At 69.4% G+C, this 25343-nt stretch carries 19 protein-coding genes and 2 pseudogenes; 9 read left to right on the top strand and 12 right to left on the bottom strand.

The annotated features are described in order from the left end of the window. Positions 1-123 precede the first annotated feature (123 nt). On the top strand, positions 124-1500 hold the full coding sequence (locus OHT76_RS35250) for a glycosyltransferase family 39 protein (protein WP_328874911.1): 1377 nt from the start codon (positions 124-126) through the stop codon (positions 1498-1500). A gap of 86 nt (positions 1501-1586) precedes the next feature. Here the strand turns inward: OHT76_RS35250 and OHT76_RS35245 are convergent, their stop codons facing one another. From OHT76_RS35245 to OHT76_RS35235, 3 genes are all read right to left on the bottom strand, one after another. Beyond that, complete coding sequence (locus OHT76_RS35245; RefSeq protein WP_328874910.1) at positions 1587-2462, bottom strand: class I SAM-dependent methyltransferase; 876 nt, start codon at positions 2460-2462, stop codon at positions 1587-1589. A 133-nt stretch (positions 2463-2595) separates the two neighbouring features. Further along, positions 2596-4311, bottom strand: a complete 1716-nt coding sequence (locus OHT76_RS35240; RefSeq protein WP_328874909.1) for a glycoside hydrolase family 6 protein — start codon at positions 4309-4311, stop codon at positions 2596-2598. Positions 4312-4341: 30 nt separating this feature from the next. Then, a complete protein-coding gene (locus OHT76_RS35235; RefSeq protein WP_328874908.1) occupies positions 4342-5820 on the bottom strand; it encodes a cellulase family glycosylhydrolase in 1479 nt (492 codons plus the stop codon). Between the two features lie 251 nt (positions 5821-6071). On the opposite strand from OHT76_RS35235, the gene OHT76_RS35230 reads away from it, so the two are divergent. Both OHT76_RS35230 and OHT76_RS35225 read left to right on the top strand, forming a co-directional pair. After that, positions 6072-8990: a glycoside hydrolase family 48 protein gene (locus OHT76_RS35230; RefSeq protein WP_328874907.1), complete on the top strand. Its 2919-nt coding sequence runs from the start codon at positions 6072-6074 to the stop codon at positions 8988-8990. 171 nt (positions 8991-9161) lie between these two features. After that, positions 9162-11822: a cellulose binding domain-containing protein gene (locus tag OHT76_RS35225; protein WP_328874906.1), complete on the top strand. Its 2661-nt coding sequence runs from the start codon at positions 9162-9164 to the stop codon at positions 11820-11822. Between the two features lie 43 nt (positions 11823-11865). Here the strand turns inward: OHT76_RS35225 and OHT76_RS35220 are convergent, their stop codons facing one another. The 3 genes from OHT76_RS35220 to OHT76_RS35210 all read right to left on the bottom strand — a co-directional run bounded on the left by OHT76_RS35220 (position 11866) and on the right by OHT76_RS35210 (position 15465). Beyond that, a complete protein-coding gene (locus tag OHT76_RS35220) occupies positions 11866-12501 on the bottom strand; it encodes a hypothetical protein (protein ID WP_328874905.1) in 636 nt (211 codons plus the stop codon). A gap of 109 nt (positions 12502-12610) precedes the next feature. Beyond that, positions 12611-14485: a rhamnogalacturonan lyase gene (locus OHT76_RS35215; RefSeq protein WP_328874904.1), complete on the bottom strand. Its 1875-nt coding sequence runs from the start codon at positions 14483-14485 to the stop codon at positions 12611-12613. 41 nt (positions 14486-14526) lie between these two features. Then, positions 14527-15465 (bottom strand): helix-turn-helix transcriptional regulator, encoded by a 939-nt coding sequence (locus OHT76_RS35210; RefSeq protein WP_328874903.1) that lies wholly within the window; start codon positions 15463-15465, stop codon positions 14527-14529. A 40-nt stretch (positions 15466-15505) separates the two neighbouring features. On the opposite strand from OHT76_RS35210, the gene OHT76_RS35205 reads away from it, so the two are divergent. After that, positions 15506-15985: a hypothetical protein gene (locus tag OHT76_RS35205; RefSeq protein ID WP_328874902.1), complete on the top strand. Its 480-nt coding sequence runs from the start codon at positions 15506-15508 to the stop codon at positions 15983-15985. Further along, positions 15982-16458, top strand: coding sequence for a hypothetical protein (locus OHT76_RS35200; protein ID WP_328874901.1), 477 nt, complete (start codon positions 15982-15984; stop codon positions 16456-16458). Before OHT76_RS35205 ends, OHT76_RS35200 begins: the two co-directional genes overlap by 4 nt. On the opposite strand, the gene OHT76_RS35195 is transcribed toward OHT76_RS35200, so the two are convergent. Together OHT76_RS35195 and OHT76_RS35190 are read right to left on the bottom strand one after the other, a co-directional pair. Beyond that, on the bottom strand, positions 16427-17170 hold the full coding sequence (locus tag OHT76_RS35195) for a class I SAM-dependent methyltransferase (protein ID WP_328874900.1): 744 nt from the start codon (positions 17168-17170) through the stop codon (positions 16427-16429). The genes OHT76_RS35200 and OHT76_RS35195 overlap by 32 nt on opposite strands. A gap of 76 nt (positions 17171-17246) precedes the next feature. Next, positions 17247-17546 (bottom strand): annotated as a pseudogene (locus tag OHT76_RS35190) (4a-hydroxytetrahydrobiopterin dehydratase); the annotation flags it as partial. A gap of 130 nt (positions 17547-17676) precedes the next feature. On the opposite strand from OHT76_RS35190, the gene OHT76_RS35185 reads away from it, so the two are divergent. Then, entirely contained in the window at positions 17677-18477 is an 801-nt protein-coding gene (locus OHT76_RS35185; RefSeq protein ID WP_328874899.1) for a helix-turn-helix domain-containing protein, read from the top strand. Here the strand turns inward: OHT76_RS35185 and OHT76_RS35180 are convergent. Continuing rightward, entirely contained in the window at positions 18459-18884 is a 426-nt protein-coding gene (locus OHT76_RS35180) for a hypothetical protein (RefSeq protein WP_328874898.1), read from the bottom strand. The genes OHT76_RS35185 and OHT76_RS35180 overlap by 19 nt on opposite strands. Positions 18885-19118: 234 nt before the next feature. Here OHT76_RS35180 and OHT76_RS35175 point away from each other — a divergent pair, with 234 nt between their 5' ends. The 3 genes and pseudogenes from OHT76_RS35175 to narJ all read left to right on the top strand — a co-directional run bounded on the left by OHT76_RS35175 (position 19119) and on the right by narJ (position 21219). Continuing rightward, positions 19119-19982 (top strand): helix-turn-helix domain-containing protein, encoded by an 864-nt coding sequence (locus OHT76_RS35175; RefSeq protein WP_328874897.1) that lies wholly within the window; start codon positions 19119-19121, stop codon positions 19980-19982. Between the two features lie 21 nt (positions 19983-20003). Continuing rightward, a pseudogene (locus OHT76_RS35170) lies at positions 20004-20291 on the top strand (SAM-dependent methyltransferase); the annotation flags it as partial. A 436-nt stretch (positions 20292-20727) separates the two neighbouring features. Beyond that, positions 20728-21219: a nitrate reductase molybdenum cofactor assembly chaperone gene (narJ, locus tag OHT76_RS35165; protein ID WP_328874896.1), complete on the top strand. Its 492-nt coding sequence runs from the start codon at positions 20728-20730 to the stop codon at positions 21217-21219. 44 nt (positions 21220-21263) lie between these two features. On the opposite strand, the gene dnaK is transcribed toward narJ, so the two are convergent. The 3 genes from dnaK to OHT76_RS35150 all read right to left on the bottom strand — a co-directional run bounded on the left by dnaK (position 21264) and on the right by OHT76_RS35150 (position 25342). Continuing rightward, positions 21264-23111, bottom strand: a complete 1848-nt coding sequence (dnaK, locus tag OHT76_RS35160; protein WP_328874895.1) for a molecular chaperone DnaK — start codon at positions 23109-23111, stop codon at positions 21264-21266. A 92-nt stretch (positions 23112-23203) separates the two neighbouring features. Next, the gene (locus tag OHT76_RS35155; RefSeq protein ID WP_328874894.1) at positions 23204-23953 is read right to left on the bottom strand and encodes a glycerophosphodiester phosphodiesterase family protein; all 750 of its coding nucleotides are present in this window, start codon (positions 23951-23953) and stop codon (positions 23204-23206) included. Positions 23954-23959: 6 nt separating this feature from the next. Next, positions 23960-25342, bottom strand: coding sequence for a CorA family divalent cation transporter (locus OHT76_RS35150; protein WP_328874893.1), 1383 nt, complete (start codon positions 25340-25342; stop codon positions 23960-23962). Position 25343 lies beyond the last annotated feature (1 nt).

Genomic DNA, 25343 nt, shown 5'->3' with positions numbered 1-25343 from the left:
AACAATCCGCCGACGTCTGGACTCGACGGTGCACACCCCTCCCGTCACGCACCGGAGCCCGCCATCGCCACCGCACACATACCCGAGCCCGTCCTCCTGCCCACCAGGCCCCCACGCATCCGCGTGGCACGGCCCGCACCGCGCACCTCCGCCACCGCGGTCCTGCTGCCCGTCGCCCTCTGCCTAGTCCTCGGCCTCTGGGGCATAAGACGCGGCGGCGGCCTGTGGCGGGACGAGGCGGTGACGTACGACATGGCCCGGCGCCCGCTGCCCGACCTCATGGCGACGCTCGCCGAGGCCGACGCCGTGCACGGCCTGTACTACCTGCTCATGCACGGCCTGTTCCAGATGCCCGGGGACCTGGACCCGCTGCTGGTGCTACGGCTGCCCTCGGTGCTCGCCGCCGCAGCGGCGTGCGGGTCCGTCGCCCTGCTGGGGCACCGCCTCGCCGGACCGCGGGCCGGTCTGCTCGCCGGGCTCGTGTTCGCACTGCTGCCGCCGGTCCAGCGGTACGCCCAGGAGGGCCGCAGCTACGCGCTGGTGTGCGCGCTGGTCGCCTGGGCGACGTACCTGCTGCTCGGCGCGGTGCGCTCGGGCCGCCGCCGGGCCTGGGCCGGGTACGGGGCGGTGCTGCTGACGGCGTGTCTGCTGCACGAATTCGCGGTGCTCGCGGCAGTCGCGCACCTGGTGGCGCTCCCTCGGCGCGCCCGCCGGGCCGGCATGACGGCAACCCTCACGGTCGCAGCCGCCCTCACCCCACTGGCTGTCCTGAGCATGGGCCAGTCGGAGCAGGTCGCCTGGATCGGCGGCATAGGCGCCGGGGCACTGCTGGGGTTCGCCGGGGTAACACTGCTGGGAATCGGCTGCACCGTACTCCTCAAGGGCCCCCTGCCCCGGCTCGCCCTACCCCTGCTGGTCCTGCCCGCCCTACTGCTCCTGCTGCTCTCCCTGATCAAGCCGCTGTACGTCGACCGTTACGTCCTCTACGGTCACCTCGGCACGGCCCTGCTGGTGGGCGCGGCCCTGGACCGCCTGCTCCGCAGACGGCGCGCGCTGTGGCTGATCGCCGCGGGGGCCGCCGTAGCCGCACTCCTGCCGACCACCCTGCACCTGCGCACACCCGAAAGCCGCACGGACGACGTCACCGCCATCGCCCAGGCCATCAGGGAGGCCGACGCCGACGCGATCGTGTTCATGCCGTCCCGCCGCCGTGTGTGGACCCTCACCCACCCCAGTTCCCTGCGCGACCTGGCCCTGAAGGGCACCCCGACCGCCTCGCACACCCTGTACGGCACGGAGGTCCCCGCATCCGAGATCCGAGCCCGACTCCTGGCGACAGATCGCGTCGTAGCCCTACGCGATCCCGCAGGGCAGCCCGTAGACCAGACCGCCCAGGAGATCACCAAGCGCCGGGTGCTGGCCCGCTACTTCGAGGAGTGCAGCACCCGGCAGCTCCAGGGCGCGAGTATCACCGTGCACGCCCAACCAGGGGCATGCTGAGCGCCCCGTCAGGGGCGCGGGGCTGTGTCGATATGCGGCTCCGCCGCGTGGGCGCGACCAGCCCCAACGGCGCAGCACCAGGCCACTCACCCAGTCCGCACAGCGGTATGCACAGTCCGAGCAGCCAAAACAAACAGATCCGCCCGATGATGCAAACTCGCCTTGTCATCCGGATCAAGAAGCCGATCAAGCGTAGCCAGATCCTCCGCATCGAGCGCGTCCCCAAGGACCTCCCGAAACCGCCGGAACGTATCCGCGGCCACAACACGCGCCCGGTCAGGAGCCGGCGCAGGCAGATCGAGCAGGAAAGTACGCGTACCCGTCGGCTTCAACCCGGCGCCGGCCATAAGCGCCCGCCAGTCCTCGGGCACCGACACACTCCCCGGCAGGGACGCCCGCATCGAGGCGAACCAATCCTCCTGCACCGCATCGAGCCGCGCCTGAAGCCCCGGCCGCCCGATACCGAAGTCCCGCGGCAGAAAGCGAGTGGGCAGACCCCCCTCCACGAGGGCCAACGTGCCACCGACGGTCAGCCGCGAGGCATACGCGGCAAGGGCGGCCTGCTGATCACCGAGGTGATGCAGGCTGTAGCTGGCCCAGATCAGATCGGCGGGATAGTCCAAGTCGGCCATGACATCGGGGAGTTCACCGCACAGCGTGCCGAAACGGTCCGTGACGTCGAGCCGTTCCGCGCGGGCGCGGGCCCGCTCCAGCAGCGGCTCGGAGCCGTCGACGGCGACGACCCGGGCGCCGGGGAAGGCGTCGGCGAGCATGCAGGAGACGACGCCGGGGCCGCTGCCCGCGTCGACGATCAGGCCCGGCTCGGACTGCTTTCCGCCCAGCCAGGCGAGCGCGTGCTCGGTCAGCGGCGTGTACAGCTCGGCCTGCGTCTCCAGGTGCTCGGCCATCTCGGCCCAGTCGATGTCGGTGTGGTCGTGCTTGTGTGCGTGATCGTGCGCCATGGTGGCCAGCCTCTCCTCCGGATGCCGCCAGCGTGCGCCGACGCACCGTCGGGAGGCAATCGACGTTGCCGTAACCGCAAAAACGACCTGCGCCGGGGCCCGGTACTTTCCGGGCCCCGGCGGGGTCAGCCGCTTACGGCAGCGGCGGGTAGGCGTTCTGCATCAGCTGCTGGAACTGGGCGGAGAACCAGTGCCCGGACAGCGGCGAGTTCGGCAGGGCGCCGGACATGTTGTTGTTGTTGCGCGGGTTGCCCGTGTAGGTCGGGTCGCACATCCGGTCGAAGCCCTTGCCCTCGTCGTTCGGGATCGCGCTGCTGGAGCCGTCGGACTCACCCGGCGGCTTCATCCACACGTAGGCGTCGATCCCGGTGGCCGGTGCGGCCTGCGGGCGCTCGCCGAGGCCGGCTCCGGACTGGTTGCACCAGTTGCCGGTGTTGAGGCGGCGGTCATAGCGCCCGCCGTCGACGTACGTGTCGACGCTGGTCGTCGCGCCCGGTCCAGTGGGCCGTGCGGTGCCGCCCCAGCCGTTGCGGGAGGTGTCGATCAGCATGCCGATGGAGGAGTTGAAGCCGACCGAGACCAGCTGGTTGCGGAAGGCCTGGGCGAAGGACAGCTCGTCGACATACCGGTTCCAGTCGACCCACTTGGACTCGCGGACCGACTTCCCGGCCACGTTGTCGTTGATGGTGAAGTTGTTCTCCTTCAGGGCGCTGTAGTTGGCCGTGTTGGTGATGAAGCCGTGGACGTCGTTGACCGTGGCGCCCTCGGCCGTCGCCGCCTCCTTGAAGAGCTGGGCGGACGGCGCGAAGTTGTCGTCCCAGCCGATCCAGCCGTGGTGCCCGGCGTCCACGTAGTTGTAGACGTTGGGCACGTCACCGAGCTCGCTGAGCGCGTAGCCGACGCCCTTGACGTAGTTGCCGTTGGCCTTCATCACATCGCACTCCGGGGTGGCCGTCGGGCGGCTTCCGGTGTTGGTGACGAGGTTGGGCAGCGAGTCGATCTCGACGGTGGTGACGATCCGCAGCCCGGCGTACTTGGGGTCGGCGAGGATCGCGGCGATCGGGTCGATGTACTCGGTCTTGTACCGGCCGATCTCCGTCGGGCCGAGCTCACCGTTGGAGGCGAGGGCCGCGCAGTCCCGTCCGGGCAGGTTGTAGATCACCAGCTGGACGACGAGCTCTCCGCTGCCCTTCTGCGTCAGGGCCTCATCGAGGTGGTCGCGCAACCCCATACCGCCATTGACGCCGTTGATCGCGGCGATCCGGTCCAGCCACACACCCGTCGGCTGGTTGGAGATCCGGCTGCCGCCCGGCTCGGCGGCGGCCTTCGCGGCCCACTCGGGGTTCACATAGACCTTGGCGCCGGAGTACGGGTTGTCCACGCGGTTACCCGGCTGCGGGTCCGGGTCCGGGTCGGTGCCGCCGCCTCCGTCGTCGACGTTGCAGGTCACGCCGTCCAGCGTGAAGGTGGCCGGGATGGCGTTGGTGCCGCTGTAGGAGGCGTTGAAGCCGAAACTGACCGAACCGCCGGTGCCCAAGGTGCCGTTGTAGGACTCGTTGGCGGCGGTGACGGCCGTACCGCTCTGGCTGAGCTTGGCGTTCCAGCCGTTGGTGATCTGCTGGTTACCGGCGTACGACCACTTCACCGCCCAACTGCTCTTGGCAGCACCGTTGTTGGTGACGGTGACGGCGGCGGTGAAGCCGGTGCCCCACTGGTTCTGCACCTTGTAGTCGACGGTGCAGGGCACGGCCGCGGTGCCGATCTCGTCGGGCACGGCGGCCAGCGCCGTCCCGGAGGCCCCGGCGACCAGCGCCAGGGCGGCGAGCATCGCTGTTCTGGTACGACTCATGAGTGCGGGTGTCCTTCTTCCGATACGGGGTTAGGGGTTGACGGTGCGCAGGTGGTCGCGCAGTCCGATCCCGTACGACGTGGGAGTTCCGTCGTAGGAGGTGATCAGCGCGGGACCGGAGTTGCAGTCCCAGGTGTTCCAGGTCCAGCCCAGGTAGGACAGGCCGCGGTCGTCGAACCACTTCATGACCTGGTCGATGAAGGAGTGACCGCAGGTGTTCTCTCCGATCTCCCCTGCCACCAGCGGCACTTGGGCCGCGACGGGGGCGAGCGTGGAGTTCCAGCAGCTCTCGTTCACACAGGAGTTGAAGTTGTAGACGTGCCATGCCGCGGCGAGATTGCCGGTGGGATCAGTGGGTCGGTACGTCAGCCACTGGCTCAGGTCGTTCGAGTAGGCGAGCCCGCCGGCCAGGATCACGTTCTCGGCGCCGGTCGAGCGCACCGCGTCGATCAGGTCCTGCATCCCGGCCACCTCGTAGCCGATGCCGGGGCAGGTGCCACCGTCCCGCCAGCACTGCCACGCCTGGGTGGTCGTGGTGGTGGCGCGGTCCGGGTAGGGCTCGTTGAACAGATCGAAGACGACGCTCGGGTCGTCCTTGAAGGTGTTGGCCACCGACGTCCAGAACGCCGGTGTGTACTGCATGTTGGGCATCGGCTTCTGGCAGCTCGCGTGTACGTCCGAGCAGCCCGCCGAGTTGCCGGTGTACTGCCCCCAGGACCAGTGCAGTTCGAGCATCGGCGTCATGCCGTGCGCCTTCACCCGGGCCACCAGGTCCTCGACGGCCTCGATATAGGCGCTGCCGCGGTACCGGGCGTCGATGTTGTCCAGGCCCAGCCAGCACTCCTCGTTCAGCGGGATGCGGACCGTGTTGGCGTTCCAGTCGGCGATCGCCTCGACCGAGGCGTCGTCGACCGGTCCGTCGAAGATGCCGCGCCCTTGGACGCACATGAACTCGCCGCCGGAACGGTTGACGCCGAGCAGACGACGCGTGGTGCCGTCGGCGTCCACGAGCTTGTTGCCGGAGACGTGGAGTGCGGGCGGGCCCGCGCCCGGGTCGGGTGGATCAGTGGGCGTAGGCGTGGGTGTCGGCTCGGCGTCGACATTGCAGGCAACACCGTTGAGCGTGAACGCGGTTGGTACCGGGTTGCTCCCCGCCCACGAGGCGAGGAACCCGGCGCTGACGCTCGCGCCGGTGCCGAGCGTGCCGTTGTAGCTCTCGTTCACCGCCGTCACGGTCGTACCGGACTGGGACCACTTGGCGTTCCAGCCCTGGTTGACCTTCTGGCCGGCCGGGAAGTCGAAGCCGAGGCTCCAACTGCTCAGCGCGGCCGCATTGTTGGTGATCTTCACGGCGCCCTGGAAGCCGGTGTCCCACTGTCCGGTGATGGAGTACTCCACCGTGCACGCGGGTGTGGCTCCCGACGCCGTGACGACCGGAATGGTCATGCCCGTGACAAGGGCGATCGCTCCGGCGGCGGCTAAAAGTACTGAACGCGGGGGGTGTCGCATGAGCGACTCCTTGCAGATCAGCGCGTCGTGACGGACGCGTCGACTGATGGAACCGCTCCCACTGGTGTCAACGAAGCTAGCGCCAAGTGACAGTAAAGGACAGGGGAGTTCCTTGACTTTTACTCAACCCCGTTCGTCGAATCTTTTCGACTCTTCAAGCGTCTTGACCCCTTGCACCCTCGTCCCCACTATGGGAGCGCTCCCACTGGTTCAAGCCTTGACTTCTCCGAGCCGCAAGGAGGAACCAGCACATGCATCCCCCACCCCGGAGACGAAGAGTGGTACGGCGCGCCTGGACGGCCGTCGTCGCTGCCCTGGCGCTTCCGTTCACCCTGCTCGCCACGGGCACGACGCCCGCGCAGGCGGCGCCGCTGCAATGCAGCGTCGACTACAAGACCAACGACTGGGGCTCCGGCTTCACCGCGGATCTGACGATCACCAACCGCGGCACGGATGTGATCGACGGCTGGACCCTGACGTACGCCTACACGGGCAACCAGAAGCTCAGCAACGGCTGGAACGGGACCTGGTCGCAGTCCGGTCAGAACATCACCGTGCAGAACGCCTCGTACAACGGACGGATCGCGGCCGGCGCCGCGGTCTCCACCGGGGCGCAGTTCAGCTACAGCGGCACCAATGCCGCCCCGGCCTCCTTCGCGATCAACGGCACCACCTGCACCGGTACCCATCAGCCCCCGATCACGGTGCTGACCAGCCCGGCCGCGGGTGCCGTCTACTCGCAAGGGGACGCGGTGCCGCTCGCGGCGACCGCGGCGGCGGCCGACAACGCCACGATCAGCAAGGTCGAGTTCTACGACGACACCACGCTGCTGGGCACGGACACGAGCGCGCCCTACTCGCTCTCCGTCTCCAGTTTGACCGTGGGCAGTCATTCCTTGCTGGCGAAGGCGTACGACAGCCTGGGCGCGTCCGCGGAGTCGACCCCGGTCGGTATCACGGTCGCCTCGGGTCCCGCCGTGGTGGCCTCGACCAACCAACTCGCCGTGCAGCAGGGCGAGACGGGCACGTACGACATCAAGCTGTCCACGCAGCCGTCGGCCAACGTGACCGTCACCACCGCCCGCGCGAGCGGCAATTCGGGTCTGTCGGTCACGGGCGGGGCCTCGCTCACCTTCACCCCGTCGAACTGGAACACCGCACAGCGCGTGACCATCACCGCCGACTCCTCCGGGACGGGTGCGGCGACCTTCGAGTCGACCGCTAACGGCCATGCGAAGGCTGCGGTGACGGTCACTCAGATCGAGGCGTCGGGTGAGTACGACGCCCGCTTCCTGGAGCTGTACGGGAAGATCACCAACCCGGCGAACGGCTACTTCTCACCCGAGGGCATCCCCTACCACTCGGTCGAGACGCTGATCGTGGAGGCCCCGGACCACGGCCATGAGACCACGTCGGAGGCCTACAGCTATCTGCTGTGGCTGCAGGCGATGTACGGCAAGGTCACGGGCGACTGGACCAAGTTCAACGGCGCCTGGGAGATCATGGAGAAGTACATGATCCCGACCCACGCCGACCAGCCGACCAACTCCTTCTACAACGCCTCCAAGCCCGCGACCTACGCGCCCGAGCTGGACACCCCGAACGAGTACCCGGCCAAGCTGGACACCGGGATCTCGGTCGGATCCGACCCGATCGCGGCGGAGCTGAAGAGCGCGTACGGCACGGACGACGTCTACGGCATGCACTGGCTCCAGGACGTCGACAACGTCTACGGCTACGGCAACTCGCCCGGCAAGTGCGAGGCGGGCCCCTCGGACACCGGTCCGTCGTACATCAACACCTTCCAGCGCGGCGCGCAGGAGTCGGTGTGGGAGACGGTGCCGCAACCGACCTGTGACGCCTTCAAGTACGGCGGTACGAACGGGTACTTGGACCTGTTCACGGGTGACGCCTCCTACGCCAAGCAGTGGAAGTTCACCAACGCCCCGGACGCCGACGCGCGTGCGGTGCAGGCCGCCTACTGGGCCGACAAGTGGGCCGACGCGCAGGGCAAGGGCGGCGAGATCTCCGCGACCGTCGCCAAGGCCGCGAAGATGGGCGACTATCTGCGGTACGCGATGTACGACAAGTACTTCAAGAAGGTGGGCAACTGCGTCGGACCGTCGGCCTGCCCGGCCGGCACCGGCAAGGACTCCTCGCACTATCTGCTGTCCTGGTACTACGCCTGGGGCGGTGCCACCGACACCTCGGCGGGCTGGGCCTGGCGCATCGGCTCCAGCCATGCGCACGGCGGCTACCAGAACCCGATGGCCGCGTACGCTCTCGCGAGCTATGCCGACCTGAAGCCCAAGTCGGCGACGGGGCAGGCGGACTGGGCCAAGTCCCTGGAGCGACAGATCGAGTTCTACCGCTGGCTCCAGTCCAGCGAGGGCGCGATCGCGGGCGGCGCGACCAACAGCTGGGCGGGCCGCTACGCGACTCCGCCGGCCGGCAAGTCGACCTTCTACGGCATGTACTACGACCAGCAGCCCGTCTACCACGACCCGCCGTCCAACCAGTGGTTCGGCTTCCAGGCGTGGTCGATGGAGCGGGTGGCCGAGTACTACCAGCAGACGGGGAACGCAGCGGCGAAGGCGGTCCTCGACAAGTGGGTCGACTGGGCGATCGCGCACACGACCGTCAACCCGGACGGCACGTACCGGATCCCGTCGACGCTCCAGTGGTCGGGTCAGCCCGACACCTGGAACGCCACCAACCCCGGTGCCAATACGGGACTTCACGTCACCGTCGCCGACTACACCAATGACGTCGGTGTGGCGGCCGCGTACGCCAAGACCCTGACGTACTACGCCGACCGCTCCGGTGACACCGCGGCGGCGACGACGGCGAAGGCGCTGCTGGACGGCATGTGGGACAACCACCAGGATGCCCTCGGCATCGCCGTTCTGGAGAACCGCGCGGATTACAACCGCTTCGACGACTCGGTCTACGTCCCGAGCGGCTGGACCGGGACGATGCCGAACGGTGACGCGATCAACTCGTCGTCGACGTTCGACTCGATCCGCTCCTTCTACGAGGACGACCCGGCGTGGTCGAAGATCGAGTCGTATCTGGCGGGCGGCGCGGTTCCCTCGTTCACGTATCACCGGTTCTGGGCCCAGGCGGACATCGCCTTGGCCATGGGTTCGTACGCGGAGCTTCTCGAATAACCCAGCCCCCGCCAGGCGCTCCACGGCGCCCGAAGAGCTCCGGGTACCAGGTCTCGTCACCTGACGGCGAGGCCGGACGGCCGGGCGGTCCCCTCCCGCACGGGGGGCCGCCCGGCACATCTCGCTCGAATGAGAAAGCGCTTTCCATCCCCACACCGGAAAGGACTCCCCGTGCGAAGAACCCGCATCCTCACGGCCGTCCTGGCGCTCGCGGCAGGGCTGCTCTCGGGCGCCTCCCCCGCGCTGGCCGCCACCGAGCCCGCCGAGAAGTCCGTGTCGATCACGGCCGACACCTACACCTGGAAGAACGCCCGTATCGACGGCGGCGGATTCGTCCCCGGCATCGTGTTCAACCGCACCGAGAAGAACCTCGCCTACGCCCGCACCGACATCGGCGGCGCCTACCGCTGGGTGGACTCGTCGAAGACCTGGACACCGCTGCTGGACTCGGTCGGCTGGGACAACTGGGGTCACACCGGCGTCGTCAGCCTCGCCTCCGACTCGGTCGACCCCAACAAGGTGTACGCGGCTGTCGGGACGTACACCAACAGCTGGGACCCGGGCAATGGAGCCGTGCTGCGTTCCTCGGACCGGGGCGCGAGCTGGCAGAAGGCGGACCTGCCGTTCAAGCTGGGCGGGAACATGCCGGGCCGGGGTATGGGTGAGCGCCTCGCGATCGATCCGAACAAGAACAGCGTGCTCTATCTGGGCGCGCCGAGCGGCAAGGGTCTGTGGCGGTCGACCGACTCCGGCGCGAGCTGGTCGCAGGTGACTAACTTCCCCAACGTCGGCAATTACGCCCAGGATCCGAGCGACACCAGCGGCTATGCCTCCGACAACCAGGGCATCGTCTGGGTCACCTTCGACGAGTCCACGGGCACCTCGGGCAACGCTACGCAGACGATCTACGTCGGGGTCGCCGACAAGGACAACGCGGTGTACCGCTCGACGGACGGGGGCGCGACCTGGTCGCGCGTCGCCGGGCAGCCGACCGGGTATCTCGCCCACAAGGGCGTCCTGGACGCGGAGAACGGCTACCTCTATCTGTCGTACAGCGACAAGGGCGGCCCCTACGACGGCGGCAAGGGCCAGTTGTGGCGGTACGCGACGGCGACGGGCACCTGGACGAACATCAGCCCGGTGGCGGAGGCCGACACCTACTACGGCTTCAGCGGCCTCACCGTCGACCGGCAGGATCCCGGCACGGTCATGGCGACCGCGTACAGCTCCTGGTGGCCGGACACCCAGATCTTCCGCTCCACCGACAGCGGCGCCACCTGGACGAAGGCCTGGGACTACACGTCGTATCCCGACCGCTCCAACCGCTACACCATGGACGTCTCGTCCTCGCCCTGGCTGACCTGGAACGCGAATCCGGCGCCGCCGGAGCAGACACCCAAACTCGGCTGGATGACCGAGGCGTTGGAGATCGACCCCTTCAACTCCAATCGCATGATGTACGGCACGGGCGCGACGATCTACGGCACCGAGAACCTCACGAACTGGGACGGCGGATCCACCTTCACCATCAAGCCGATGGTGCAGGGCCTGGAGGAGACGGCGGTCAACGACCTGGCCGCTCCCCCGTCGGGCGCCCCGCTGCTGAGCGCCCTCGGTGACATCGGCGGCTTCCGGCACACGGATCTGACCAAGGTGCCGGCGATGATGTACACCCAGCCGAACTTCACCTCGACGACCAGTCTGGACTTCGCGGAGTCCAACCCCAACACGGTCGTGCGGGTCGGCAACCTGGACTCGGGCCCGCACATCGCGTTCTCCACCGACAACGGCTCCAACTGGTTCGCGGGCACCGACCCTTCGGGCGTCAGCGGCGGCGGCACGGTCGCGGCGGCGGCCGACGGCAGCGGGTTCGTCTGGAGCCCGCAGGGCGCGGGCGTGCACTACGCGACCGGCTTCGGCACCTCCTGGTCGGCCTCGTCCGGGATCCCGGCGGGCGCGATCGTGGAGTCCGACCGCGTCGACCCGAAGGTCTTCTACGGCTTCAAGTCCGGGAAGTTCTACGTCAGTACGGACGGCGGCGCCACCTTCACCGCCTCCGCCGCCACCGGACTGCCGAGCGGCGACAGCGTCCGCTTCAAGGCGCTGCCCGGCGCCAAGGGCGATGTGTGGCTGGCGGGCGGCGCGAGCGACGGCGCGTACGGGCTGTGGCACTCGACGAACGGCGGCACGAGCTTCACCAAGCTGACGAACGTCGAGCAGGCCGACACCATCGGCTTCGGCAAGGCGGCCACGGGAGCCTCGTACCAGACGCTCTACACCAGCGCGAAGATCGGCGGCGTGCGCGGCATCTTCCGCTCCACCGACCAGGGCGCGACCTGGACCCGGATCAACGACGATGCCCACCAGTGGGGTTGGACCGGGGCGGCGATCACCGGTGACCCTCGGGTCTACGGCCGTGTCTACATCGCGACCAACGGCCGGGGGATCATCTACGGCGACTCCTCCGACAGCGGCGGCGGTACGGATCCCGGACCCGACCCGACTCCGACGGGCGCCTGCGCGGTGACGTACAAGATCACCAATCAGTGGCAGGGCGGTTTCCAGGCGGATGTACAGCTGACCAACACCGGGACGAGCGCCTGGTCCGGCTGGGCCCTCAACTGGTCCTTCCCCAACAGCCAGACGATCTCACAGATCTGGAACGCCGAGCACACGCAGTCGGGTTCCTCGGTCACGGCCAAGAACGTGGGCTGGAACGCCAATGTGGCGGCCGGTTCGTCGGTGAGCTTCGGCTTCACCGGCAACTGGACTGGCACGAACGGCAAACCGACCGCCTTCAAGGTCGGTGAGCAGAACTGCACGGTGAGCTGAACCCCGAGGGGCGCGTGCCATGGTCGGCGCGCGCACCTCTTCGTCACTTCACATCGCCGGCGAAGACGGACTCCTCCGACTCCCAGTCGGGCGCGACCTCGACCTGGAGGAAGGTCTCCTTCTTCGGCAGCTCGCAGGCCCAGGGCACGGAGAGGGAGCGGCCGGCCAGGATGCGGGTGTCGGGGAGGCCGTCGAGGCCGTCGTCGTAGATGGCCTCGCCCTCCTTGCCCTCGTCGCCGTAGGCGCAGTTGACGGTCATCTCGTTGGCGTCGACGGTCGCGTCGGAGTTGTTGACCACCTTGATGGTGAACTTCACGTACGGCGTGTTCTCGGGCGCCGCGTACTCGCTCGACACCCCGCGGCCGAAGCCGGAGAGGCTGACCTCGACGTCGTTCTCGTAGGCCACCGTGTCGGTCAGGCTGTAGGCGTCGCCGCTGCCGGCCTCCTCGGCGGCGGGCTCGGATCCGGTGTCCGCCTCGGCCTCTTCATCGGCCGCCGGGGCCGTCTCGGTGACGGTGACCGTGGGCGCGGGCTTGGCCTCCTCGCTGTCGCCGCCGGTGACCCCGGCCGTGATGGCGGCGGCGAGCACCGCGGCGACCACGGCGGCGGCCGTCGCGATCAGGGCCGTGCGGGGTCCCTTCGGCGGCGGGGGCGCCATCGGCGGCCCGTATCCGGGCATGGGCGGCGGCGTGAACTGCTGACTCGTGATCCCCCCAGGGAAGTGGTGCTTAGAAGCGAATCTTCCCTGGGGAGTCATGAAATGTGGAGCCCTTGTGATAAAAATGTGCTCAGGGCGCGTACACCACCGGCCGGGGCGCCGTCGCCATGCCGTTGCCGAGGAAGAAGCTCGGGTGCGGCGGCTGGTTGTAGGCCGTGTTCTGCCACGCGAGCCCCGTGCGGTACATCGTGTCGTGCAGCAGGGTCGTGATCCTGGTGCTCGTCTCATGCGGCGTCGAGTAGATCCGCAGGGCCGTGTTGCCGCTGGTCGGCCAGATGACCTCCTCGCGCCAGTCGCCGAGGATGTCGCCGGACAGGGACGGGGTCGCCTTGGTGCCGTTGTTGGAGTGGACCGAGGCGCCGGTCAGCAGCCGGGTGTCCGACGAGGTGCCGTACTTGTCGATCCTGGTGCCGTCGAGGAGTTCACGGACCGTGTCCCCGTCCCACCAGGACAGGAAGTTGACGGAGGACGGCTCACGGCCCTTGGTGGCACCGGCCTCGTCCCGGATGCTCGTGTCGGAGGCCGACCAGACCTCCGCGCCGTCGTTCCCGGCGTAGATGTCCCCGGCCACTCCCCGCCCGTTGTCGCAGCAGGCGGCGAGCCTCCAACGGATCGCGCCGCTCGCGGGGTTGAGGTACACCTCGGCGGGCTGGGACGTCGACTCGGAGACCTTGAAGTACTCCAGACCTGAGGTCGACGGGTCCAGATCGCCCAGGTGCTGAGCGTCACCGTGTCCCGTCTTCGCGGTCCACAGGCCGTTGCCGTTGTCGTCCACCGCCATCGAGCCGTAGACGATCTCGTCCCTGCCGTCGTTGTCGACGTCCCCCACCGACAGGCTGTGGGAGCCCTGACCGTCGTACCCCTTGCCGGAGTTGGTGGAGGAGTTGGTGTCGAAGGTCCAGCGACGGGTGAAGGAGCCGCCCCGCCAGTCCCAGGCCGCGATGACCGTACGGGTGTAGTAGCCGCGGGCCATGATCAGGGAGGGACGGGAGCCGTCCAGGTACGCCGTACCCGCGAGGAAGCGGTCGACCCGGTTGCCGTAGGAGTCGCCCCACGAGGAGACCGTGCCGCGTGCCGGGACGTAGTCGACGGACTGCATCGCCCGTCCCGTCTGCCCGTTGAACATGGTCAGATACTCGGGCCCGGACAGGACGTACCCGCTGGAGTTGCGGTAGTCGGCCGAGGAGCTGCCGATCACCGTACCCGCCCCGTCGACCGTGCCGTCGGCGGTCTTCATGGCGACCTCGGCCTTGCGGTCGCCGTCGTAGTCGTAGACCTGGAACTGCGTGTAGTGGGCGCCGGAGCGGATGTTGCGGCCCAGGTCGATCCGCCACAGCCGGGTGCCGTCGAGCTTGATGCCGTCGACGATCGTGTTGCCGGTGTAGCCGGACTGGGAGTTGTCCTTGGCGTTGGTGGGCTGCCACTTCAGGACCAGATCGAGGGCGCCGTCGCCGTCGAGGTCGCCGACGGAGGCGTCATTGGCCTCGTAGGTGTACGCCACCCCGTCGGGTGTCGTGCCCCCGGCCGGCGGGCTGATCGGGACGTCCTTGTATCCGGTGCGGAACTGGATCGCGTGGACGGAGTCGCCCTGCTCCACGCCGTTCACGATCGCGCGGACCGTGTAGTCGGCGTGCGAAGGGGCGCCGGAGTGGAAGTAGTTGGTGGAGCCGGTGATCGGGGTCGCGTTGACCTTGGTACCGGCGCGGTAGAGGTTGAAGGAGACGCTGTCGGGGTCGGTGCCGAGCCAGCGCCAGCTGACCAGGTTGCCGCTGCCGGTGTACACGCTCACCACACCCCGGTCGAGGGCCTCGACCTGGCGTGCGGTGGCGGCCTCGGCGGCGTCCGCGCCGGTGAGCGCGGTCAGCCCGGCGGCGAACAGGGCCGCGGTGGCGCCGAGTGCGGACAGGACGACCCTGCGTCTGCGGTGCTTGTGCGGGTGCTGCACGAGACGTACCTCCTGGGAGGACGGACGGGTTCCGTTCCCCTTCAGTCGCCGCCGTCGGCCGTGAAGTTGCCGTACTTCTCGGCCAGTTCGGCGACGGTACGGGCGATCTTCGCGCGCAGTTCGGCGGGCTCGAGCACCTCGACATCCGTACCGAGGCGCAGGAACTCCCCGTGGGCGTGGTCGACGGACTCGATGGGGACGGTGACCCTCGTCCAACCGCCCTCTTCTGTACGGAAGTTGCTCGCTCTGGGAAGCGTCCGCCCCGGCGCCAGCCGTACCACCGCCTCGCTCCGGTACAGCCGGTCCTGGAAGTCACGCTGGTACGCCGCCCAGTACGCGGCGAGGTCGAAGTCGTCTGGGCGGCTGAACTCCTCTTCTGTGACATCGAGTTGGAGTATCTGATCGACCCGGAAGGTACGCGGTCCCGGTCCGGCCACGACATACCAGCGGCCCGCCTTGAGGACGAGTCCGTACGGCTCGAGGCGGCGCTCCACATCGGTGGGCTCGCGCCAGCGGCGGTGCAGGATGTGCAGGACGCGGCTGTTCCAGACGGCGTCGGCGACCTGCGGGAGGAACGGGGTCTCTTCCGCGTCCGTGTACCAGCCGGGGGCGTCGAGGTGGAAGCGGGCGCTGATCCGGTCGGCCTGGACGGGGAGGGCGGCCCGGACCTTCAGCTCGGCGGCGGCCAGCAGCGAGCCGAGGCCCAGTTCGGCGGCGGGTCCGGGGACGCCCGCGAGGAAGAGGGCCTCGGCCTCGTCGGCGGTCAGTCCGGTGAGCCGGGTGCGGTAGCCGTCCAGGAGGCGGTAGCCACCGGCGTGCCCGGCATCGCCGTACAGGGGGACTCCGGCCGCGCCAAGCGCCTCCACGTCCCGGTAGACGGTCCGCACCGAGACTTCCAGCTCCTCGGCGAGCTGGGCGGCGGTCATCCGGCCGCGGGTCTGGAGCAGCAGGAGGATCGAGACGAGTCGGCTGGACTTCACTGACACAGGATGTCAGTGAAGCGGTCCTAACGTGCACCGCATGCCCTTCACGGAGAAACTGCTGACCGTGCCGCCGCCGATCGAGGTGGCGGGACGGCGGATCAAGCGCTACCACGTCACCGCCGACCCGGACGGCATCGCGCCGGAGGTGGCGGAGGCGGCGTACGCGATCCTGCCGAAGCTGCTGCCGGAGCCGGACGGCACACCCCCGGCGACCTTCGTCGTACTGCACCGGGGCGGCGACGACGGCGCCTATCTCAACGCCTACAGCTGGGTGTGGGACAACGTGCTGCACTTCCGGGGCGCGGCGGCGGGCCAGCCGGTCCTCGGCTGCCCGGACCGCGACCCGGCGCACTTCATCACGCCGGAGCTGCCCTGGATCGGCTGCGTCTGGGAGCTGCCGCCGATCCTGCACGAACGGGACGCCTGGGTACGGCACATACTCGCGCCCGAAACCCCCGACATCGAGGCCTACTTGGCCGATTCCCTGCCCGAAGGAACCACAGGAGACCGCTCATGAGCACGGCCCACGACTTCGACTTCTTCCACGGCGACTGGGACGCCCACCACCGCCGCCGTACCGACTTCCTCGACCCGGACAGCGACTGGGAGGAGTTCCCGAGCACCTCGCGCTGCTGGAGCCTGTTCGACGGCGCCGCGAACATCGACGAGATCGACATGCCGCACCTCGGGGCGAAGGGGCTCACCCTGCGGCTGTTCGACCACGAGACCGGGCTGTGGTCCCTCAACTGGTCCTCCAACCGCAGCGGCAAGCTGTTCCCGCCCGTGTTCGGCCGCTTCGAGGGCGAGCGCGGCGAGTTCTACGGCGACGACACGCACGACGGCAAGGACGTGCGCGTGCGGTTCGTCTGGTCCGGCGTCTCCGCCACCACGGCCCGCTGGGAGCAGGCCTTCTCCCTCGACGGCGGCGAGTCCTGGCTGACCAACTGGGTCATGGAGTTCACCCGGGCTTCCGGAACGCCCGCACGCTGAACACCGGGTCGGGTCGCCGCCGGTCCTGGTCCGGGAGGGTTTCCAGCTCGGTGGCGAAGCGTTCGGTGAGCGGGCCGCCGGGCGGGAGCTGGGTGAACCAGCCGCGGCGCAGGTCGGCCGCGGTGCCACGGGGGCTGCGGCCCTGACCGAGGCCGGGGAAGCTCGCGCTGCCGACGAGGTCCAGACCGTGCTCGGCGGCGCGGGCCTCGACGCGGGCCGCCGCATCCGGGGCGGGGCGGCGCGGGCGCGGTAGGAGCACGGCATCGATGTCGCTGCCGACGTCATGGGAGGCCGCCTTGTCGACGGTGGTCACATACACCCCGCCGGGCCGCAGCACCCGGGCGCACTCGGCGAAGACCGCGCCCACATCATCGCCCCGGTCCAGCAGATGCAACAGCCACACACTGGTCACCGCGTCGAAGGTCCCGTCGGCGAAGGGCAGCCGCCGGCTGTCCGCCAGCACCACCGCACCGGGCAGCCGGGCCGCGGCCATCCGGGCCATGCCGTACGTCAGATCCGCGCCGGTCACCCGCAGCGCGGGCCGCGCCGCCATGAGCCGCCGGGTGACGATGCCGGTGCCGCAGGCCAGGTCGAGGAGGCTCACGGCACTGTCCGGGATCAGGCCGAGGACCGCATCGGCAGCCGCCGCGGCCCGGGGTTCACCGCCGCGGGAGGAGTCGTAGGCGTCGGCTTCCTTGTCGTAGTCGAGCACGCGCCCCTCACTCGGCCCCGTGACCCGGAGCCTTGGCGCCGTGCCCTGGAGTCTTGGCGCCGTGGCCCGGAGTCTTGGCGCCGTGCCCCGGAGCCAGCTCCTCGACCCTTCGTGCCAGCTCGAAGTCCTTCTCGGTGACCGCGCCGCCCACGCTGTGCGTGTTCACGGTCAGGGAGACGGTGTTGTAACCGAGTGTGAGGTCGGAGTGGTGGTCGAGCTCCTCCTGGACCTGGGCGATGTGGACGACCATCGCGGTGGCCGAGAAGTGCGAGGGCAGCCGGTAGGAACGCGCTAGGCGGTCCCCGTCGAGCGACCAGCCCGGCAGTTCCGCGAGGCGGTCCTCGATCTCCTTCTGCGACAGCGGTTCCACGGCCATACGCCGCTCCTTCCTGGGCTGCGCCTCAACATCGACGGGTGCCCTTCAAGACTGCCACAGAGACACTGCCGAAGCCCTGGTCAGCAGGGGTGGCTTCCCCTGCGTGCCGGTGCGTGTCTACGGTCGTCCCATGACCGCCACTTCCACCGAACGGGGCGTCGGGCCGCTGCTGCGGGCCTGGCGGGAGCAGCGCCGGGTCAGTCAGCTGGAGCTGGCGCTGCGCGCAGACTCCTCCGCCCGGCACATCAGCTTCATCGAGACGGGCCGTTCCCGGCCGAGCGAGGAGATGGTGCTGCGGCTCGCCGAGCACCTGGACGTGCCGGTCCGCGAGCGCAACGCCCTGCTGCTGGCCGCCGGTTACGCCCCGCACTATCCGGAGACCCCGCTGGACGACCCGGCGTTGGACGCCGTACGCCAGGGCATGGAGCGGCTGATCCAGGGGTACGAGCCCTACCCGGCGATCGTGGTGGACGCGATGTACAACGTCCTCGCGGCCAACCGGGGCATCCTGATGCTGCTCGACGGCATCCCCGAGCATCTGCTGGCTCCCCCGTTGAACGCGATGCGCCTGACTCTGCACCCCGAGGGCCTGGCACCGCGTATCCGCAACCTCCGGGAGTGGCGCGGCCATCTGCTGGAGCAGATGCAGCGGCAGATCGCCCTGCACCGCTCGGAACCGCTGCGGAAGCTGTACGAGGAGGTCGCGGCCTACCCCGTGCCGGATGCGGACCCGAGCGAGGAACCGGCCGTCCCGGTCCCGTACTTCGCGCTCCCGCTCCAGATCGAGCACGAGGGCCGGACGCTGTCCTTCATCTCCTCGATCTCCACCTTCAACACCCCGATGGACGTGACCGTCGCCGAGCTGGCCATCGAGACACTGCTCCCGGCCGACCCGGCGACGGTCAAGTACCTTCAGTCACTGATGCCCTGACGTCCCTTCAGCGCGATGTGCTGAAGCGCGGCGAACGCGGCGACGGTGAGCGCTTGCATCACGGTCCACACCGCGCCGGTGGCGGTCGGCGACAGCCACACCGCGAGGGCGAGCAGACTCAGCGCGGCCCAGGCGAAGTTGGCCTCGATGACGACCCGTACCGGGAAGGTGGCGGGCCGGGCGCGGGAGGCCAGCCACCCGACGCCGCCGGCGTACACCGCGAGAAACACGCCGAGTTCGAGCAGCAGCGTCGAGTCGACCCCGAACAGCCGCCCGAGCGGCCCGGAAGCGGCAAGGTAGGCAAGGGCGTTGGCGCCTGTCACCACCGCGTCGAGAGCGAGAAACCGGCGGAGCACGGCCTGCGGCTCCGAGGTCCGGGCAAGCGCGGCAAGCTGGGTCGCGGACATGACGAATCACCCTCCGTCGGGTCTGATCTACGGCAGCGGAACCCGAGTTCCGGATCGGAGTGCGCCGATCCGGAGCCCGGTGAGGCAACGATCCCGCGCCTGCCGGACAGGGTCGATTACCTCCCGGGTAATGCCGGGGCGGGCAGTGGCGAGCGCCTCACCGTCGAACCGGTGAGAGCGGAAGCGGAACGTGGCACACTGCACGGGTACTTCGGCGCGTAGGGGAGGCGTGGCGTGAGTGAGCGGCGGCCCGCGCCGACCGTGGGGCAAGTGGTGCTCGGGAAGCGCTTGCAGGAGCTCCGGGAGGCGGCCGGGCTCAAGCGCGAGGAGGCCGCGAAGGTCCTGCGCGTGGCCTCGGCGACGGTACGGCGGATGGAGATGGCCGAGGTCTCCCTGAAGATCCCTTACGTACAGGTGCTGTTGGAGACGTACGGGGTGCCCGAGGAGGAGGCGGCCGCGTTCGTCTCACTGGCCGAGGAGGCGAACCAGCCGGGCTGGTGGCAGCGGTACCACGACGTACTGCCGGACTGGTTCAGCCTGTATGTGAGCCTGGAGGGCGCGGCGCGGATGATCCGCTCCTACGAGCCGCACTTCGTGCCGGGTCTGCTGCAGACCGAGGACTACGCGCGTGCCGTGCTGGATGCGGGCACGATAGGGCAGACCGGTCCCGCGGCGATCGAGCGCCATGTGGCCCTGCGCATGGAGCGACAGCGGCTGCTGGACAGCCCGGACCGCCCCCACGTCTGGGTGATCATGGATGAGACGGTGCTGCGGCGGCCGGTGAGCGACCGCACCTCGGTGATGCGCGAGCAACTCGACAGGCTCCTGGAATTCGCCGAGCGCGACCGCGTCACCCTCCAGGTCGCCGAATTCGCCCGCGGCCCGCACCCCGGCACCTACGCCCCCTTCACCCTCTTCCGCTTCGCCGAGCCCGAGCTGCCCGACATGGTCTTCACCGAGTATCTGACCGGCGCCCTGTACCTGGACTCCCGCACGGAGGTCGCGGCCCACCTGGAGGTCCTGGACCACATGTCCACGGGCGCCGCCTCCGCGGACCGCACGAAGAAGCTCCTGAGGGAGCGCCGCGCGGACTTCTGAGCCCCGGGGAGACGACACCGCCTGACGGACATCGACACCAGCCGGCCGCATCCGGCCCGGGTGTACGACTGGTGGCCGGGCGGCAAGGACAACCGGCCGGGATCCGTCAGTTCCTCGACATCGGCACCGGTACCCCGACCGAGCCCAATCTGCACCAGGTGGCCCAGTCGATCACCGCGGAGTCGAGGGTCGTGTACGTCGACACCGACCCGATCGTGCTGCGGCACGCCGAGGCGCTGCTGGATCAGCTCCACCTGGGGCGCCACGCACTGTCTGCACGCGGACGTCCGTGACCCCGACACGGTTCTCGGGCCGGCGCCCCGACCCGGAGGACGTGGCCGCCGGGCCGAGGGCATCGTGCCGGTGTACGCGGGGGTGGCCCGCAAGGTCTGACCCGTACGGGTGCCGTCAGCAGGTGCGCTCCCCGGCTCCGCCCTAGGTTCGAAGCCACGGCCAAGCAAGGGAGCGCACGTGACCGACACCCGGATACCGCCCACCGGGTTCGCACCGGACCTGCACAGCGTCAAGATCACCGGCGGGCGCGAGGCGGACGCTTTGATGGACTGCTGGCCATCGCCAAGTACGAGGACCGGCATGTGATCCCGACCGCTGCCGTCGGCGACGCGCGACACCTTGAGGAGTCGGCTCTGCCGCAGACTGCTCCCTCGACTACGAACACGGTCCCGGCATGGGGGCGATGGCCCGTTCGCAAGAGGCAGATGTCGGACGACGCGAAGGAGGCCTGATGCCCTCGGATGCGGTGCTGTACCAGGCGGCTGCGCTCTGCCTGACCTACCCCGACGACGACTTCCGCGCCCGGCTGCCGCTGCTGCGCGAAGCCGCTCCCCAGCTGAGGGAGTTCACCGACCACGCGGCGGTGACCGACGCCCAGGAGCTGGCCGCGCACTATGTGCGGGTCTTCGACTTCAAGAACCGGCACAGCCTGTATCTGAGCTGGTGGCGGGACGGGGACACCCGGCGGCGCGGGATGTCGCTGGTGCGCTTCAAGGACGTCTACCGGGAGCACGGCCTGGAGTTCAGCGGCGAGGAGCTGCCCGACTTCCTGCCCGCGGTCCTGGAGTTCGCCGCCCGCACCGGCAACACCGAGCTGCTCACCGAACACCGCGACGGTCTGGAGCAACTCCGCTCCCGGCTCACCGACTTCGGCACACCGTACGCCGCCGTCCTCGACGCCGTGTGCGCCACGCTGCCGACCGCACGCCCCGGGATGCGCTGATGACCACGCCGGCGCTACCGCTGCAACAAGTACGGCCGGCCTGACTAGGCGGCCCCTCCCTTCTGGTCCTTCTCGTCGTCGACGATCTCCGCGTCCACCACGCCTTCCTCCTCCGGAGGCTGTTCCTCCGTGGGCCCCGACTGGGCCTGCGCATACATCGCCTGCCCCATCTTCTGGCTGACGGTGGCGAGTTTCTCGACGCCGGTGCGCAACTCCCCGGTCTCGGCGTTCCGTTCCAGCAGCCCCTTCAGCTCGGCAACGGCGGACTCCACCTCGGACTTGGTGTCGGCCGCCACCTTGTCCTCGTTGTCACGGACGAACTTCTCGGTCTGGTAGACGAGTTGCTCGGCCTGGTTGCGGGTCTCGGCGGCCTCCCGCCGCTGGCGGTCCTCCTCCGCGTACTGCTCGGCATCCCGCATCATCCGGTCGATGTCGTCCTTGGGCAGCGCCGAGCCACCGGTGACGGTCATCTTCTGCTCGCGCCCCGTGGCGAGATCCTTGGCGGAGACGTGCATGATGCCGTTGGCGTCGATGTCGAAGGCGACCTCGATCTGCGGAACCCCTCGGGGCGCGGGCGGCAGCCCTGTCAGGTCGAAGACGCCGAGCTTCTTGTTGTAGGCCGCGATCTCGCGTTCGCCCTGGTAGACCTGGATGCCGACCGAGGGCTGATTGTCGGTGGCCGTCGTGAAGATCTCCGAACGCCGAGTCGGGATCGTGGTGTTGCGCTCGATCAGCTTGGTCATGATGCCGCCCTTGGTCTCGATCCCGAGGGACAGCGGGGTCACGTCGAGCAGCAGCACATCCTTGACGTCACCGCGGATCACACCCGCTTGCAGCGCGGCGCCGACCGCCACGACCTCGTCGGGGTTGACGCCCTTGTGCGGGTCCTTGCCGGTCAGCTCCTTCACCAGTTCCGTGACGGCGGGCATCCGGGTCGAGCCACCGACGAGGATCACATGGTCGACCGCGGCGAGCTTGATCCCGGCGTCCTTGACCGCCTGGTGGAAGGGGGTCTTGCAGCGGTCGAGGAGATCGGCGGTGAGCTCCTGGAACTGGGCGCGGGTCATCTTCTCGTCGAGATGCAGCGGACCCTCGGCGGAGGCGGTGATGTAGGGGAGGTTGATCGTCGTCTCCGAGGAGCTGGACAGCTCGATCTTGGCCTTCTCGGCACCCTCGCGCAGCCGCTGCACGGCCATCTTGTCGTTGCCCAGATCGATGCCGTACTGCCCCTTGAACTTCTTCACCAGATGCTCGACGACCCGCTGGTCCCAGTCGTCGCCACCGAGGTGGGTGTCGCCGTTGGTGGCCTTGACCTCGATGACTCCGTCGCCGATCTCCAGCAGGGAGACATCGAAGGTGCCGCCGCCGAGGTCGAAGACGAGGACGGTCTGCTCCTCTCCCCGGTCCAGTCCGTAGGCGAGGGCTGCGGCGGTCGGCTCGTTGATGATCCGCAGCACCTTCAGGCCCGCGATCTCCCCGGCCTCCTTGGTCGCCTGCCGCTGGGCGTCGTCGAAGTACGCCGGGACGGTGATCACGGCGTCGGTGACATCCTCGCCGAGATAGGATTCGGCATCCCGCTTCAGCTTCTGCAGCACCCGCGCCGACAGCTCCTGGGCACGGTAGCGGGTGCCGTCGATGGAGCCCTCCTGCGGGAAGCGCCAGTCGCCGTCGCCCATGTGGCGCTTGACCGAGCGGGCGGTCCGCTCGACGTTGGTCACCGCCTGCCGTTTGGCCACCTCACCGACGAGCACCTCGCCGTTCTTGGCGAAGGCCACGACCGACGGTGTGGTCCTGGCCCCCTCCGCATTGGCGACGACGGTGGGTTCGCCGCCCTCCAGCACGGCCACCACCGAGTTCGTGGTCCCGAGATCGATACCGACCGCACGTCCCATCGCTGTCCCCTTCCGCCAGGGCACTACCCGAACTCCAGCACAAAACTTGAGTGCGCTCTTGTCAATGGTGCGGGTACCCAGGGTGCGTAGGCTCAGCCGATCACGCGCTCCGGCTCCCGGGGCTCGCCGCGCAGGGCCACGGCCCGCCGGGGCCGGTCGGTGATCAGCACGTCGACGCGGGGATGGTCGAGGAAGGTCCGCATCAGGGTGTCGTCGTTGACGGTCCAGACCATGGTGAACAGGCCGTTCCGGGTCGCCTCCCGCAGCACGCTGGCCCGGGCGAGCTGCTGGTGCACCGCGACTCCGCCGGCCCCGCAGGCACGCACCCGCCGCATCGGCAGCAGCTCGCTGAGCCGGGTCCCCGGGAGCCGGGCCCAGCCGATCTCATCGCGGTTCCGGCCTAGCGAGAGGGCCGTGCGCACCCCGGGAAACGCCCGGGAGATCGCCGCGACGGAACGGTCCTCCAGGGTGGTGGCGACGAAGCCGCCCTCGCCGAGCAGGGCGACGGCCCGGTCGATCACCTCGCGCTCGTAGCCGACCTCCTTGAGGTCCAGATGGCCGACGAGCCTGCCCGCGATCAGCTCCATGACCTCGTCGACGACCGGCACCGCGTATCCGGTGCGCTCGCTCAGCTCGGCGTGGGTGATCGTCGACAGCGGCGGCCCGGTGTGGTCGGCCCGGGCGTCGTGGTAGACGACGAGGACCCCGTCAGCGGTCCGCCGGATGTCGAACTCGACGTACTCCGCGCCACTGAGCAGCGCGTCCTCGTACGCCTCCCAGGTGGCAGCCCCTGCGCGTTCGGAGCCGCCGCGGTGGGCGGAGACGGCGGGTCGTCGCGGCATGATCGGTCAACTCCCGGTCGAGGTACGTGGTGCGGGCACCGGAGCGGTCGGCGGGTCGGACGCGGGCAGCAGGGTGCCGGGCCGTCTGCTGACCCTCCGGAGCAGGAAGTATCCGATCACGACCAGAACGACGAAGGGCAGCCAGGCCAGAGCGTACGCGGCGCCGTACCGGCCGAGGTCGAGGATGGATCGGCCCTCGTCCACGTTCGTGGCGTTCACGCCGAAGAACGCCAGCAGCAGCGTCGGCGGCAGGGCGATCAGGGTGGCGGCGGCGACCAGGGCGGAGATGACGCGGTTCTGCCGCTCGTCGCGTTCGGCGAGGGCTGCGTCCAGGGCGGCCGAGCGGGCGTTGATGACGGAGGTCAGGCGCTCGACCATGCGCGCCGAGTTGTCGAGGCTGTCGCGGATGCCGAGGGTGTCGCGCAGCGACGACTGGAAGCCCTCCGTGAGCATCTCCGGGATCAGCAGGCTGTCGACGTACGCCTCGACGCCGAAGGCGAGGTCCAGCTGGAGCTCGTTGACGCCGTCCGACAGGCGGGAGATCAGGGTGCGGATCTCGGAGGGCGAGTCGGTCAGGGCCTGTTCGTTCTGCTTCATCATCGCGAAGGCCGCTAGCCGGGTGCGCTGCAGGACGGCGAGCGCGGAGATCATGCCGAGGGCGACGACGGCCAGGCCGTTCTCCACGTGTGTGGCCCAGCCCGCCTGGACGGAGACTCCGCGGCCGTGGGCGGAGAGGGTGACGCCGTGGTTCTTGAGGTTGGGCGGCACGCTGACCGTGAGCCGATCAGCGGCCTCGGCCGGCATCTTGCCGCGGTAGATGATCCTGTTCAGCAGCGCGGACCGGCGGGACTCGTCGGCGTGGGCGAGCAGTTCCTCGCGTAACCGGCCGCCGGGGTAGACGAGTTGGTGCACGTTGAGGCCGAAGGTGAGGGGGTCCGTCAGGCCCAGCCGCTCCTTCAGCACCTCCAGCAGCGGCCGGTCGCCGAGTTCCAGGTGCTCGCGCTCGAAGCAGGTGGTGGCGAGCCAGGAGGCGACGGCGAGCGGGTCGGTGTCCCCCGCGAACTCGCAGTCCAGGAGCAGTGTGGCGTCCCCGCGCGGGGTGGCGACGACGAGAAGGTCGACGGAGGCAAGGGTAAGGCCGTGGTCACCGTCGGGCAGCTTCAGGTCGCCGGGGGCTATCCGCTCGGTCAGTACCGGTACCGGCAGGACCGCCTCGCCGGACTCCAGATGCGGCCTGAACCGGCCGAAGGGGAACCGGTCGACGAGGCCCTCCGGGGCGGGGCCGGGCGGGCGGACACGGCAGCCCAGGCTGAACAACAGGAGAATACGGGTGAGTTCCCGAGTGGCGGAGTCAAGCACCGTGGCGCTGCCTGCCGTTCCCGTCACCATC

The organism is Streptomyces sp. NBC_00287, assembly GCF_036173105.1.
GTDB lineage: Bacteria > Actinomycetota > Actinomycetes > Streptomycetales > Streptomycetaceae > Streptomyces.
Note: the sequence above shows the minus strand (reverse complement) of the source record. Positions and strands in the feature narration are given on the sequence as shown.